The sequence below is a fragment of the Microbispora sp. H11081 genome (assembly GCF_012999535.1).
In the GTDB taxonomy this organism is placed as follows: Bacteria; Actinomycetota; Actinomycetes; order Streptosporangiales; family Streptosporangiaceae; genus Microbispora.
The window spans coordinates 960,887-972,928 of sequence record NZ_JABBWV010000002.1 but is presented as its reverse complement, the minus strand read 5'-3'; the positions used below and the strand labels follow the sequence as shown (position 1 = coordinate 972,928).

Sequence of the window (12,042 nt, the reverse complement as noted above, 5' to 3'; positions counted from 1 at the left end):
TCATGCCGTGGGAGGGTCACAACTACGAGGACGCGATCATCCTGTCGCAGCGTCTGGTGCAGGACGACGTGCTGTCGTCGATTCACATCGAGGAGCACGAGGTCGACGCCCGGGACACCAAGCTGGGGCCGGAGGAGATCACGCGGGACATCCCCAACGCGTCGGAGGACGCGCTGGCCGATCTGGACGAGCGGGGGATCATCCGGATCGGCGCCGAGGTGGTGACCGGTGACATCCTGGTGGGGAAGGTCACGCCGAAGGGTGAGACGGAGCTGACGCCGGAGGAGCGGCTGCTGCGGGCGATCTTCGGTGAGAAGGCGCGTGAGGTGCGTGACACCTCGCTGAAGGTGCCGCACGGCGACTCTGGCAAGGTCATCGGTGTTCGGGTGTTCAGCCGTGAGGAGGGTGACGAGCTTCCTCCGGGTGTGAACGAGCTGGTGCGTGTGTACGTGGCGCAGAAGCGGAAGATCACCGATGGGGACAAGCTCGCCGGTCGTCACGGTAACAAGGGCGTCATCTCCAAGATCCTGCCGGTGGAGGACATGCCGTTCCTTGAGGACGGCACTCCGGTCGACATCGTGCTGAACCCGCTGGGCGTGCCCGGCCGGATGAACGTCGGCCAGGTGCTGGAGACGCACCTCGGGTGGATCGCCGCGCAGGGCTGGGACATCAGCGGCGTGGAGGAGCAGTGGGCGGAGCGCCTGCGCGAGAAGGACATGGACAGGGTCGAGCCCTGGACCAACGTCGCCACGCCGGTGTTCGACGGCGCCGGGGAACAGGAGATCATCGGTCTTCTCGGCAACACCCTCGTCGACCGTGACGGGGAGCGGATGGTCATGCCCAGTGGCAAGGCCCGCCTGTTCGACGGCCGCTCCGGCGAGCCGTTCCCGCACCCCATCGCCGTCGGCTACATCTACATCCTGAAGCTGCTGCACCTGGTCGACGACAAGATCCACGCTCGTTCGACCGGCCCGTACTCGATGATCACCCAGCAGCCGCTGGGTGGTAAGGCGCAGTTCGGCGGCCAGCGCTTCGGCGAGATGGAGGTGTGGGCCCTGGAGGCCTACGGCGCGGCGTACGCGCTGCAGGAGCTCCTGACGATCAAGTCCGACGACGTGCACGGCCGCGTGAAGGTCTACGAGGCCATCGTCAAGGGCGAGAACATCCCCGAGGCGGGCATTCCCGAGTCCTTCAAGGTCCTCATCAAGGAGATGCAGTCACTCTGCCTCAACGTCGAGGTTCTCTCCAGCGACGGCACGTCGATCGAGATGAGGGACACCGACGAGGACGTCTTCCGCGCGGCGGAGGAGCTGGGCATCGACCTGTCCCGGCGTCCCCACGAGGGCGCTATGACCGTCGAGGACATCTGAGACAGGGCGAGCCGGCCGGTCAGCGGGCGGCGCCGGGGACGCGGAGCCGGTCGACGGCCTCGCGCCGGCGCCGCTCGGGCCGCCGGTCGTACCGCGCGGTGGTGGCGGGGGAGGCGTGGCCCACCAGGGCCTGGGTGGTGGCGAGGTCGACCCCGGCGTCGAGCAACTCGCCGATGAACGTGCGCCGGAAGTCGTGCGGCGTACGGGGGGACGCCCCGGCGGCGGCCAGGCGACGGGAGACGATGTCGGCGATGGCCTGGCCGGTCATGTGGGCGAGCCGCAGCCGTCCGCCCTTGTTGATGGCGCAGAACAGAGGTCCTGGCGTCCGGCCGCGTACGGCTAGCCAGAGGCCGAGGCGCTCGACGGCCTCCGCGGTCAGGTAGACGAGCCGTTCCTTGTCGCCCTTGCCGCGCACCCGCAGGGAGCGGGCGTGGGGGTCGAGATCGGCCAGGGTGAGCCCGGCGATCTCGGCCCGGCGGCAGCCGGTGGAGTAGAGGGCCGCGAGCATCGCGCCGTCGCGGCGGCCGGCGGGGGAGTGGTCGGCGTCGCACACTTCGAGAGCGGCCGCCAACGCCTCGGCCTCGACGTGCCGGCCCGCCGGGACGCGTGTGTGCCGGTAGGCGGGCAGGTCGGCGGCGCGCTGGTAGTCCTCACCGCTCATCAGGCCGAGCCGCCACGCCTCCTTGAGCACGCGGCGGAGGGCGACCAGGTGCTTGTTGACATGGGAGGGCGACCAGCCCTGCTCCCGCATCAGCGTGCGCAGCCGGATCGTGTGCTCGTAGCGGAGCAGTTCCCAGGGCTGCCCGGCGCCGGTCGCCTCCGGGTCGCCGGTGACGAGGCGGGCGATGCGGTCGAGGCAGCCCTTCATCGTGCGCTTGGACTCGGGGCTCTGCAGCGCGTCCAGATACACCTGGTAGGGATCGGGCCGGGGACGCGCGGGGGCGTTCCGCTCGGGGACGGCGGGGGTGTCCATCGCCTCGATGCTACTACGAATCTACTTTGTAAAGGCGCCGGGTTTTTGCAAGATCATTTAACGCCAGCGAAAACAAACCCCTCGACGAGGCGATCTCAGGACAGCTGCGTACGTACCCATCGAGGGTCGGGGTTGACGTGCGGGGTGCCCGCCACCACCACGGTCGGCACGGTCTCGTCCCCGCCGGTGACCGCGCGGACCGCCGCGGCGCCCTCCGGGTCGCGCCAGATGTCGACCCAGTGCGCCCGGCGGGCCTTCCCGCCGAGCCGGGTGCGCAGCCGAAGGCAGTATCGGCAGCCGGGACGCCAGTAGACGATGGGCCGGCCGTCCTCCTGGCTGCGGCGCTGCGCCTCCGCGGCGCTCACGGACTTCGGGAACGGCAGGGGAGACAGCGGGACGGCCAGCACCAGGAACAGCAGGAGCAGGACGACGGCGCCGCCTACGGACCCCTGGGCGATCTGGCGGGCGGCCGCGGCGATCCCGAGGACCAGGAAGAGAATCGGCAAGATCCACCGGCGTGGCATGGCGGCACTTTAGCGCACCCCCCGCATCCGGCTGTCGGGAGGCGTCAGCGGTCGAGACGGCGGTAGCGGCGGACCGACAGCGGGAAGAAGACCGCCGTGATCAGCAGCGGCCAGACCAGGGCCATGATGCCGGCGTGCTCGGCGACCCAGGTGGTGCCGCCCGCGCCGGGGTTGCCGAACAGGTCGCGAGTGGCGGCCATGGTGGCCGACAGGGGGTTCCATTCGGCGACGGCGGCGAGCCAGCCGGGCATGGTGCCGGTCCAGGCGAAGGCGCTGGACAGGAAGCCGATGGGCCAGACGAGGATCTGGACGGCCATGACGGCTTCCGGTCCGTTGAGTGTCAGGCCGAGGTAGATGCCGACCCACAGGAACGCGAAGCGCAACAGCAGCAGGAGTCCGACGGCGAGCGCGGCGCGGGCGGGGCCTTCGTGCCAGCGCCAGCCGACGGCCAGGCCGCAGGCGATCATGACGGTGAGGCCGAGGACGGTGTTGAGCATGTCGGCGACGCTCCGGCCAAGGAGGACGGCGGAGGAGGCGATGGGCAGGGAGCGGAAACGGTCGGTGACGCCCTGGGTGACGTCGCGGGCGACGGCGGTGAAGGTGGCTTCGATGCCGAAAAGCATGGTCATGGCGTACATGCCGGGCATGAGGAATTCGCGGTAGTCGCCGCCGCCCGGCACGGCCATCGCGCCGCCGAACAGGTAGCCGAACATGAGCACGATCATGACGGGGAACAGCAGGCCCGCGACGAGCTGTCCGGGGGTGCGGGCCCAGTGGGACAGGCTGCGCAGGGTGACGGTCCAGCCGTCGGCGAGGGTCCAGCGCAGCCGCGCGGTGACGGTCATGCCGCGGCCGCCTTTCCCGTGGTGTTCTCAGAACCGGTGAGGTGGAGGAAGACCTCGTCCAGGGTGGGCCGTCGCACGGCGAGGTCGGCCACGGTGATCCCGGCGGCGTCCAGTGCGCGCAGGACCTCGGGAAGCGCGGCGGATCGGTCGCGTACGGGTGCGCTGACGCGCCGGGCGTCGAGGTCCACGGAGGCTTCACCAGGGGCGCCGGCCACCTTGCCGACGATTGCGGCGGCGGCCGGCAGATCGGTGGCGTGCCGTACGACGACGTCGAGGCGGTCGCCGCCGAGCGCGGATTTGAGCTCGTCGGGGGTGCCCTCCGCGACGACGCGGCCGGCGTCGACGACCGAGACGCGGGAGGCCAGTTGGTCGGCCTCCTCCAGGTACTGGGTGGTGAGGAGCACGGTGGTGCCGGCGGCGACGAGCGCGCGGACGGCGTCCCACACCTCGGTGCGGCCGCGGGGATCCAGGCCGGTGGTTGGCTCGTCGAGGAACAGCACCGGCGGGGAGCAGATCATGCCGACCGCCAGGTCGAGGCGGCGGCGCATGCCGCCGGAGAACTGCCCGACGGGTTTGGTCCCGGCGCCGGTGAGGCCGAACCGGGCGAGCAGTTCGTCGGCGCGGGCGCGGGCCGCGGCCGGGCGCAGGTGGTGGAGGCGGCCGAACATGACGAGGTTCTGCCGGCCGCTGAGGACCTCGTCGAGAGCGGCGTGCTGGCCGACCAGGCCGATGCTGCGGCGTACGTCCGCGGCCTGGCGTACGACGTCGAATCCGGCGACGCGGGCCGTGCCGCTGTCGGGCCGCAGCAGTGTGGTGAGGATCCGGACGGCGGTGGTCTTGCCGGCGCCGTTCGGCCCGAGCAGGCCGTGCACGGTGCCTTCCCCGACGGCGAGGTCGACGCCGTCGAGGGCGGGGGTGTCCCCGTATCGCTTGCGCAGTCCTTCGGCCGTGACGGCGTGCGTCATCGCGTTCTCCCGCTTCTCTCCGTTTCCGTACGCTGTACCGTACAGCATACGGAACAAGGGTGCGCATAGAATTCGCTGGCGATGACGGAGTACAGCGCGCAGGGAGACCCGGCTCGGAGTCTGGCCCTGCTGTGGCGCACGGGTGAGCGGACCGGACGCAAGGGCAAGCCGGATATCGGCGTCGACCGCATCGTGCGCGCGGCGATCGCGGTGGCCGACACCGAGGGCCTGGCCGCCCTGTCCATGCGGAAGGTCGCCGAGCAGCTGGGCGTGGGGACGATGTCCCTGTACACCTACGTCCCTGGTAAGGCCGAGCTGATAGACGTCATGCTCGACACGGCGTACGGCGAGCTGCCCGCGCCCGCGGAGGTGCCGGGCGGCTGGCGGGGCAGGCTGGAGCTGATCGCACGGGAGAACCTGGCGTTGTACCGGCGGCACCCGTGGATGCTGCAGGTGTCGATGACGACCAGGCCCCCGCTCGGCCCCAACATCATCGCCAAGTACGACTACGAGTTGCGGGCGGTCGACGGCATCGGCCTGGACGACCTCGAGATGGACTCGGTGGTCACCCTGCTCAACGGATACGTGAGCGGGGCGGCGCGGGGCGCGGTCGAGGCGGCGCAGGCGCCGGGTGACACGGGCGTCACCGACGAGCAGTGGTGGTACGCCCACGCGCCCTATCTGGCCAAGGTGTTCGACCCTCGGCGTTATCCGGTGGCGGCCCGGGTCGGCGCGGCGGCGGGCGAGGCGTACAACGCGGCCTACGACCCTGACCAGGCGTTCGAGTTCGGCCTGCAGCGTGTGCTCGACGGCATCGAGGCGTTCGTCGCCGCGCGCGCCGCCGGATAAAAGAGTCGGCAGGGCGGGCGGGGCTCCGCGCGTGCCTGCGTGACTACCGTCCCTCGTCCGGGGAACCTGCCAGGCGGAGATCCGCACGGGCGGCGGCCGGAAGGGACGGAGGCATGGGCGATGGAGACCATCGCGGGTGAGGCCGGGGCCGGTCCTGAGCCGGCCAGTCTGCGGCTGCCGGGCATCGTGCTCGGGGTGGGGCTGGGCGGGTTCGTCGACGGCATCCTGCTGCACCAGCTCCTGCAGTGGCATCACATGCTGAGCAGCACCGACAGCGACCGCGTCGGGGTGCGCTACTACGATCCCCGCACGGTCTCGGGGCTGGAGATGAACACGGTGTGGGACGGCGTGTTCCACACGGTGTGCTGGCTGGCGGTGCTCATCGGCCTCGCGAGCCTGTACTCCCGTGTCACCAGCGAGCGGCGGCGGGTGTGGGCCTCGCGGGTGCTGTGGGGGTGGATCCTGGTCGGCTGGGGTGCCTTCAATCTCGTGGAAGGCGTCCTGGACCACCACGTCCTGGGCATCCATCACGTCCGTGGCGGCCCTAACCAGCTGTGGTGGGATCTCGGCTTCCTCGCGCTGGGCGCGCTGCTGGTCGCCGGGGGTTATCTGCTGGCGCGCGGCGGGCGGTCCTTCGACCCCGCCGGGGCTCCCAGGTGACGCATCACGGCGCTCACCTGGCGTGGGCCGCGGGCGTGCTGCCGCCGGTCGTCGTGCTGCTCGGCTATCTCCGCCTGGCTCGGCGGGCGCGCCGCCGCAACCCGGTCCTGGGCTGGAGCCGGTGGCGTACGGCGAGCTTCGCCACCGGGGTCGCCCTGGTGGCGGCGGCGCTGCTGCCGCCCGTCGCGTCCTTCGCCCACGCCGACTTCCGCGGTCACATGGCGCAGCACATGCTGATCGGGATGTACGCCCCGATCGGCCTGGTGCTGGGCGCCCCGGTCACCCTGCTGCTGCGGACCCTGCCCGTGGCCGGGGCGCGGCGGCTGACCGCCGTCGTGCACAGCCGGGCCTGCCGGGTGGTGGCCCATCCGGTGACCGCCGTACTGCTGTCCACCGGCAGCCTCGGGGTGCTCTATCTCACGCCGCTCTATGAGGCCGCGGTGGCGCATCCGGCCGGGCACTGGCTGTTGCACGCGCACTTCCTGCTGTCTGGCTGCCTGTTCGCCTATGTCATCGCCGGTCCCGACCCCGCGCCGGCCAGGCCGGGCGTCCGCGCCCGCCTGGTCTGTCTCGGCTGCGCCATCGCCGTGCACGCGATCGTCGCGCAGCTGATGTACGGCGGTTTCTGGGTGGACGTGCGGGCGCCGGTGGCAGAGGTGCGGGGTGGCGCGGAGATCATGTACTACGGCGGCGACATCGCCGAGCTGCTCCTCGCCTTCGCCCTCGTCGCGACCTGGCGCCCGGATCGCCGTCATCGCAGCGTTCGTTTCGCGCGTGGCGGGCGCTTCCGGAAAGCACACCGGCCCGCCGCCGCGGGTGCGGGGGCGGGCCGGTAGACGCGGGAGGATCCCTCAGGCGCGGCTGGCTATGCGCGTGAGGAGCGGCTGGACCAGGCGGGCCGCCAGGGGGCCGAAGGCCGCCAGGATCAGGACGTACGCCGCCGCCAGGGCCCCCAGGTCGGGGTGCGCGCCCGCGGCGACCGCCAGCCCTGCGATGACGATGTTGAACTCGCCACGGGGGATGAGGGCGATGCCCGCGCGGACCCGTCCAGCGCGGGCGATGCCCGCGCGGCGGGCGGCGTATCCGCCGGTCACCAGCTTGGTGACCATCGACACCAGGGCCAGGCCGGCGGCCAGGCCCGCGGCCGGCAGGATCTTGGTGGGGTCGGTCTGCAGGCCGAAGAAGACGAAGAAGATCGCGGCGAACAGGTCGCGCAGCGGCGCGAGCAGCGCCTGCGCGTCCTCGGCGAGTTCGCCCGACACGGCGATGCCGACGAGGAACGCGCCGACGGCGGCCGACACCTGCAGCTGCTGGGCGAGGCCCGCCACCAGCAGCGCCAGCCCGACGACCTTGAGCACCAGCACCTCGGAGTTGGGGCTGGAGACGAACGCCTCGATGTAGCGGCCGTAGCGCAGCGCGACCAGCAGCACCACGCTCACCGCGGCGAGCGCGACGGCCACGGTGATGGCCCCGGCGACCGCGCTCAGGCCCGCCAGCATGGCGGTCAGGACCGGCAGATAGACCGCCATCGTGAGGTCCTCGAAGACCAGTAACGACAGCACCACCGGGGTCTCCCGGTTGCCGATCCAGCCCAGGTCGGACAGGACCTTGGCGGTGATGCCCGAGGAGGTGGCGTACGTCACGCCCGCCATGGCGAGCGCGGCCACCGGTCCCCAGCCGAGCACGAGCGCCAGGATGGCGCCCGGCGCGGCGTTGAGCACGAGGTCGACCAGTCCCGCGCGGGCGTTGCCCTTGAGGCTGCTCACCAGTTCGCCGGCGTTGTATTCCAGGCCGAGGGTGAGCAGCAGCAGGATGACGCCGAATTCGGCGCCGGTGGCGATGAACTCCTCGCTGGTGGCCAGCGGGAGGATGCCACCGGTGCCGAAGGCCAGGCCCGCGATGAGGTAGAGCGGGATGGGGGAGATGCCGACGCGCAGGGCCAGTGCTCCGAGGATGCCGAGCCCGAGGACGACTGCGCCGAATTCCAGGAAAAGTATCGCGGTATTGTGCACGCGCTACCCTCAGCCGCTGGCGAAGAGGTCGGCGACGGCGGCGGTGCTGTCCTCACTGCCCACCACGACCACGACGTCGTCCCCGGCGAGGACGAAGTCGGGAGCGGGGCTGGCGAAGACGCGTCCGGCGCGCACCACGGCAACGATGGAGGCCCCGGTGCGGGTGCGCACCTGTGCCTCGCCCATGGGGCGGCCGACGTAGGGGGAGCTCACCGAGATCGGCAGCTGGAGGCTGACCAGCCCTTCGACCTCACGGTGCAGGGCGTTGAGTCGCTGGACGATGCGGGGAGCGCCGAGGAGTTCGACGAGCGCGTCGGCCTCTTCGTCGTTGAGTTTCACTGTCTCACAGGCCCTGTCGGGATCATCGGGATCGTAGATCACCAGGTCGCGTCGTCCGGTGCGGTGGGAGACGACCCCTATTCGACGCCCGGAACGCGTGGTGAACTCGTGCCGCAATCCGATTCCCGGCAGTACTGTCTGCTCGACGTCCAAGGCGCTGATCTCCGTTCGTATAGGGTCGAAACCTTGTGCAGGAAACCTACCAACGATGAGATGGTGCCTCATTTCCGGCTCTTCGTGAGTGCTGCTGAGGGTGTGGCAGGCTGTCGGCGTGGACGACGACCTCGAACACGCGCTCGTCTCGGTCGGGCCGCGGCTGCGTGCGCTGCGGCGGCAGCGCGAGACGACCCTGGCCGATCTGTCGGCGGCCACCGGAATCTCGGTGAGCACGCTGTCGCGCCTGGAGTCGGGAGCGCGCCGGCCGACCCTTGAGCTGCTGCTGCCCCTGGCGCGGGCGCACGGCGTCACGCTGGACGAGCTCGTCGACGCGCCGATGACGGGGGATCCCCGCGTTCATCTGCGCCCGGTCGTGCGCAACGGCATGACCATGCTGCCCCTGACCCGCAGGGCAGGGGGCATCCAGGCGTACAAGCTGGTGATCGAGGCGGGCAGCGGCAGGAGGACGCCGGAGCCGAAGACCCATGAGGGCTACGAGTGGCTCTATGTGCTGAACGGGCGGCTGCGGATGATCCTCGGCGAGCAGGATCTGGTGCTCTCCCCGGGGGAGGCGGCCGAGTTCGACACCCGGCTGCCGCACTGGTTCGGCGCCGCCGACGCGCACGCGGTGGAGTTCCTCGTCCTGTTCGGCAGCCAGGGCGAGCGCGCCCACCTGCGCGCCCGCCCGAAGGCGAAGCAGGAGCCCGCGCTGTAGGAGGCCCTCCGCGGGGCGGCGTGCTCGCCGCCCCTACCGGTCATCGGCGGCGCGGCCCAGGAACAGGGCCCGCTCCCGCTCGTTGCCCGTCAGCGACGCCGCCCGTTCGAACTCCCGCCGCGACTCCTCCGTGCGGCCCAGCCGGGCCAGCAGATCCCCTCGTACGGCGGGCAGCTGGGGGTAGCCGCGCAGGGCCTTGTCGGCGGCGACGGCGTCGGCGATCTCCAGTCCGCGCGCGGGGTCGCCGGCCATCGCGACCGCGACGGCGCGGTTGAGCTCCACGACGGGGGAGGGGGAGACGTGGGCGAGCACCCGGTAGAGGGCGGCGACGCGCTCCCAGTCGGTGTCGCGGGCGTCGGCCGCCCGGGCGTGACACGCGGCGATGGCCGCTTGCAGGGCGTAGGGGCCGAAGGCGCCGCCGAGCGACTCGGCCCGCTCCAGCGCTTCGAGCCCGCGGCGGACGAGCAGCCGGTCCCACAGCCGCCGGTCCTGGTCGGCGAGCAGGACCGGCGCGCCGCCGGGTCCCGTTCTGGCGCGCAGGCGGGATGCCTGCAGTTCCATCAACGCGGCCAGGCCGTGCGCTTCCGGTTCGCCGGGGAGCAGGCCCGCCAGGAGACGGCCCAGGCGCAGCGCCTCGTGGCAGAGGTCGGGGCGGGTCCAGTCGTTGCCCGCCGTGGCGGTGTAGCCCTCGTTGAAGATCAGGTAGACGACTTCCAGTACGGACGCCAGCCGTCCGGCCAGCTCGTCCGGGGCCGGCATCTCGAACCTGACCCCTTTCGCGGCCAGGGTGCGCTTGGCGCGGACGATCCGCTGGGCCACCGTGGGTTCCGCGGCGAGGAAGGCCCGGGCGATCTCCCCGGTGGTCAGGCCGCCGAGCAGGCGCAGCGTGAGCGCGACGCGGGCCTCGGTGGTCAGGACGGGGTGGCAGGCGGTGAAGACGAGCCGCAGCATGTCGTCGCGGATGTGGTCGTCCATGTCGAAGTCCACGTCGGCGTCCAGGCCGGGCTCCGGCCTGCTGCCGAGGTCGCGGGCGATCTCCTGGAGCTTGTGTTCGTAGCGGCCGCGCCGTCGCAGGTGGTCGATCGCACGGTGCTTGGCGGTGGCCATCAGCCAGGCGCCCGGGTTGTCCGGCACGCCCGCTTCCGGCCACTGCTCCAGCGCGACCAGCAGCGCGTCCTGGGCGAATTCCTCGGCAAGGCCGACGTCGTTGACGAGGCGGGCCAGCCCGGCGACGAGCCTGGCGGACTCGATCCGCCAGGCCGCCTCGATCGCCCTGTTTGTTGCGTGGTTCGCCGCAGGCGGCGGTTCGGTGCCGGTCATGGAGTGCTCAGGCCGGTGGGGCGAAGTCCTCGGGGCCGAACACCTTGACCACCTCGGCCTCGCCCTCCCAGCCTGCCCACAGGTCGCGGTGCAGGCGCATGAAGCGTGCGGCCCATTCGACCGCCTCCTCCTTCGACCGCACGTCGTACAGGGCGTAGCTGATCAGTTCCTTCGACTCGGCGAACGGCCCGTCGGTCACGCTGAGCCCGCCCTCGGCGAGCCGTACGGTCGCCCCGGACGCGCTCGGGGCCAGGCCGGCGGTGTCGATCAGGGCCCCGGCGACGGTCGCCTCGTGGCCGAGTTTGGCGATGGCCTCCATGAGGTCGGCGGGGGGCGGGGTGGCGGGCTGGGCGGCCCTGAGCAGAACCAGGTATCGCATTGGTCCAATCCCTCCGAGTAATGATCTATCAGGTGATGGCGGGATAGGTCAGGCGTTTCGGTAGGTGTGCACGGCCAGGGCGCCGATCCAGGCCCAGCCGAGCACCACGGCGCCGGTGAAAGCGAGGTTGGACCAGGCCGCGCCCGCGGTGGAGACCATGGCCAGGAAGCCGGCCGTGAACAGCACGCCGGTGGCGCGCGATCCCCAGGCCCAGGCCATCCGCCCGCCGCGGGTGAAGCGGCGGGCGAGCACGAAGCAGGCCGCGACCAGGCAGGCGAACCCGACGCCGCCGGAGGCCATGTGGGCGATGCCGTGCCAGCTGACCTCGCCTCCGGGCACGCCACGGGGGAAGCCCTGGGCCGGGTCGGCCCGGAAGGCTCCTGCCGCCACCAGGCTCAGGCCGTAGACGGCCATCAGGCGGGGAGCCCAGCCGGGTCCGGCGGCGCGGCGCAGGCCCAGGGCGAAGGCGATGGTCATCGCCCCGGCCAGGACGAGGTTGGTGATGTGGATCCAGCCGAGGTCGCCGTTGGCGAGCAGGCTCCAGGCGTGCCGGGTGAGGTCGAAGCCGTCCCGCGTGAGCGCCTCGGTGAGCGACACCCCGATGTAGAGCGGGCCGGCGATCACGCCGTACCCAAGCAGGCTGCGGGTGACGGCGCTCTCACGGTCGCAGGCGCGGGTGCCGGTGGTAGCGGTGGTGGTAGCGGTAGCGGTGGCGGTGGTCGCGGTGGCGGTGGTCACGGGTGGTCGTCCCTTCGGGTGGGGGCCGGTCCCTCGCCGGCCCTTCACCCACTCCTCGAACGGGACGGGCCCGGATCGACACGTCTCCCGGATCTTTTTCAAGATTTTTTCGCCGGCCGGCGTCCGGCGTCCTGCGCTCGGCGGGTGGGATACCTTCTAGCTGGCGCCGGGCCGGACAGCGGCCCGCGGAACACGAG

13 protein-coding genes and 1 pseudogene are annotated in these 12,042 nt (G+C 71.7%); 5 read left to right on the top strand and 9 right to left on the bottom strand.

The features are described 5' to 3' along the window. Positions 1-1,370 (top strand): annotated as a pseudogene (locus HHX31_RS09575) (DNA-directed RNA polymerase subunit beta); the annotation flags it as partial. A 19-nt stretch (positions 1,371-1,389) separates the two neighbouring features. Here the strand turns inward: HHX31_RS09575 and HHX31_RS09570 are convergent. The 4 genes from HHX31_RS09570 to HHX31_RS09555 all read right to left on the bottom strand — a co-directional run bounded on the left by HHX31_RS09570 (position 1,390) and on the right by HHX31_RS09555 (position 4,677). After that, positions 1,390-2,343, bottom strand: coding sequence for a tyrosine-type recombinase/integrase (locus tag HHX31_RS09570; RefSeq protein ID WP_169947104.1), 954 nt, complete (start codon positions 2,341-2,343; stop codon positions 1,390-1,392). A gap of 95 nt (positions 2,344-2,438) precedes the next feature. Beyond that, the gene (locus HHX31_RS09565; RefSeq protein WP_169947102.1) at positions 2,439-2,867 is read right to left on the bottom strand and encodes a glutaredoxin domain-containing protein; all 429 of its coding nucleotides are present in this window, start codon (positions 2,865-2,867) and stop codon (positions 2,439-2,441) included. A gap of 44 nt (positions 2,868-2,911) precedes the next feature. Continuing rightward, positions 2,912-3,712, bottom strand: coding sequence for an ABC transporter permease (locus HHX31_RS09560; RefSeq protein ID WP_169947100.1), 801 nt, complete (start codon positions 3,710-3,712; stop codon positions 2,912-2,914). Continuing rightward, positions 3,709-4,677, bottom strand: coding sequence for an ATP-binding cassette domain-containing protein (locus HHX31_RS09555; protein ID WP_169947098.1), 969 nt, complete (start codon positions 4,675-4,677; stop codon positions 3,709-3,711). The genes HHX31_RS09560 and HHX31_RS09555 overlap by 4 nt, the downstream gene beginning before the upstream one ends. Positions 4,678-4,758: 81 nt before the next feature. Between HHX31_RS09555 and HHX31_RS09550 the strand changes: the two genes are divergently transcribed. From HHX31_RS09550 to HHX31_RS09540, 3 genes are all read left to right on the top strand, one after another. Next, positions 4,759-5,526, top strand: coding sequence for a TetR/AcrR family transcriptional regulator (locus HHX31_RS09550; protein ID WP_169947096.1), 768 nt, complete (start codon positions 4,759-4,761; stop codon positions 5,524-5,526). A gap of 120 nt (positions 5,527-5,646) precedes the next feature. After that, positions 5,647-6,186 carry a DUF2243 domain-containing protein gene (locus HHX31_RS09545; protein ID WP_169947094.1) on the top strand — a complete coding sequence of 180 codons (540 nt, stop codon included), beginning with the start codon at positions 5,647-5,649 and terminating at the stop codon, positions 6,184-6,186. Next, entirely contained in the window at positions 6,183-7,022 is an 840-nt protein-coding gene (locus HHX31_RS09540) for a cytochrome c oxidase assembly protein (protein WP_169947092.1), read from the top strand. Before HHX31_RS09545 ends, HHX31_RS09540 begins: the two co-directional genes overlap by 4 nt. A gap of 15 nt (positions 7,023-7,037) precedes the next feature. On the opposite strand, the gene HHX31_RS09535 is transcribed toward HHX31_RS09540, so the two are convergent. Together HHX31_RS09535 and HHX31_RS09530 are read right to left on the bottom strand one after the other, a co-directional pair. After that, complete coding sequence (locus tag HHX31_RS09535) at positions 7,038-8,198, bottom strand: cation:proton antiporter (protein WP_169947090.1); 1,161 nt, start codon at positions 8,196-8,198, stop codon at positions 7,038-7,040. Between the two features lie 9 nt (positions 8,199-8,207). Further along, a complete protein-coding gene (locus HHX31_RS09530) occupies positions 8,208-8,537 on the bottom strand; it encodes a TrkA C-terminal domain-containing protein (RefSeq protein ID WP_311931710.1) in 330 nt (109 codons plus the stop codon). 271 nt (positions 8,538-8,808) lie between these two features. Between HHX31_RS09530 and HHX31_RS09525 the strand changes: the two genes are divergently transcribed. After that, positions 8,809-9,408, top strand: a complete 600-nt coding sequence (locus HHX31_RS09525) for a helix-turn-helix domain-containing protein (RefSeq protein ID WP_169947086.1) — start codon at positions 8,809-8,811, stop codon at positions 9,406-9,408. A 33-nt stretch (positions 9,409-9,441) separates the two neighbouring features. Here the strand turns inward: HHX31_RS09525 and HHX31_RS09520 are convergent, their stop codons facing one another. The 3 genes from HHX31_RS09520 to HHX31_RS09510 are packed head-to-tail and all read right to left on the bottom strand — an operon-like array spanning position 9,442 to position 11,845. Beyond that, the gene (locus tag HHX31_RS09520; RefSeq protein ID WP_169947084.1) at positions 9,442-10,728 is read right to left on the bottom strand and encodes an RNA polymerase sigma factor; all 1,287 of its coding nucleotides are present in this window, start codon (positions 10,726-10,728) and stop codon (positions 9,442-9,444) included. A gap of 7 nt (positions 10,729-10,735) precedes the next feature. Continuing rightward, on the bottom strand, positions 10,736-11,107 hold the full coding sequence (locus tag HHX31_RS09515) for a YciI family protein (protein WP_169947082.1): 372 nt from the start codon (positions 11,105-11,107) through the stop codon (positions 10,736-10,738). Between the two features lie 48 nt (positions 11,108-11,155). Continuing rightward, positions 11,156-11,845 (bottom strand): DUF998 domain-containing protein, encoded by a 690-nt coding sequence (locus tag HHX31_RS09510; protein WP_169947080.1) that lies wholly within the window; start codon positions 11,843-11,845, stop codon positions 11,156-11,158. Positions 11,846-12,042: the final 197 nt, after the last annotated feature.

Bases quoted from the DNA above. Each gene is read 5' to 3' on its own strand.
- HHX31_RS09545 (WP_169947094.1), top strand. From the start codon at position 5,647: ATGGAGACCATCGCGGGTGAGGCCGGGGCCGGTCCTGAGCCGGCCAGT.
- HHX31_RS09555 (WP_169947098.1), bottom strand. From the start codon at position 4,677: ATGACGCACGCCGTCACGGCCGAAGGACTGCGCAAGCGATACGGGGAC.
- HHX31_RS09520 (WP_169947084.1), bottom strand. From the start codon at position 10,728: ATGACCGGCACCGAACCGCCGCCTGCGGCGAACCACGCAACAAACAGG.
- HHX31_RS09570 (WP_169947104.1), bottom strand. From the start codon at position 2,343: ATGGACACCCCCGCCGTCCCCGAGCGGAACGCCCCCGCGCGTCCCCGG.
- HHX31_RS09560 (WP_169947100.1), bottom strand. From the start codon at position 3,712: ATGACCGTCACCGCGCGGCTGCGCTGGACCCTCGCCGACGGCTGGACC.
- HHX31_RS09565 (WP_169947102.1), bottom strand. From the start codon at position 2,867: ATGCCACGCCGGTGGATCTTGCCGATTCTCTTCCTGGTCCTCGGGATC.
- HHX31_RS09550 (WP_169947096.1), top strand. From the start codon at position 4,759: ATGACGGAGTACAGCGCGCAGGGAGACCCGGCTCGGAGTCTGGCCCTG.
- HHX31_RS09515 (WP_169947082.1), bottom strand. From the start codon at position 11,107: ATGCGATACCTGGTTCTGCTCAGGGCCGCCCAGCCCGCCACCCCGCCC.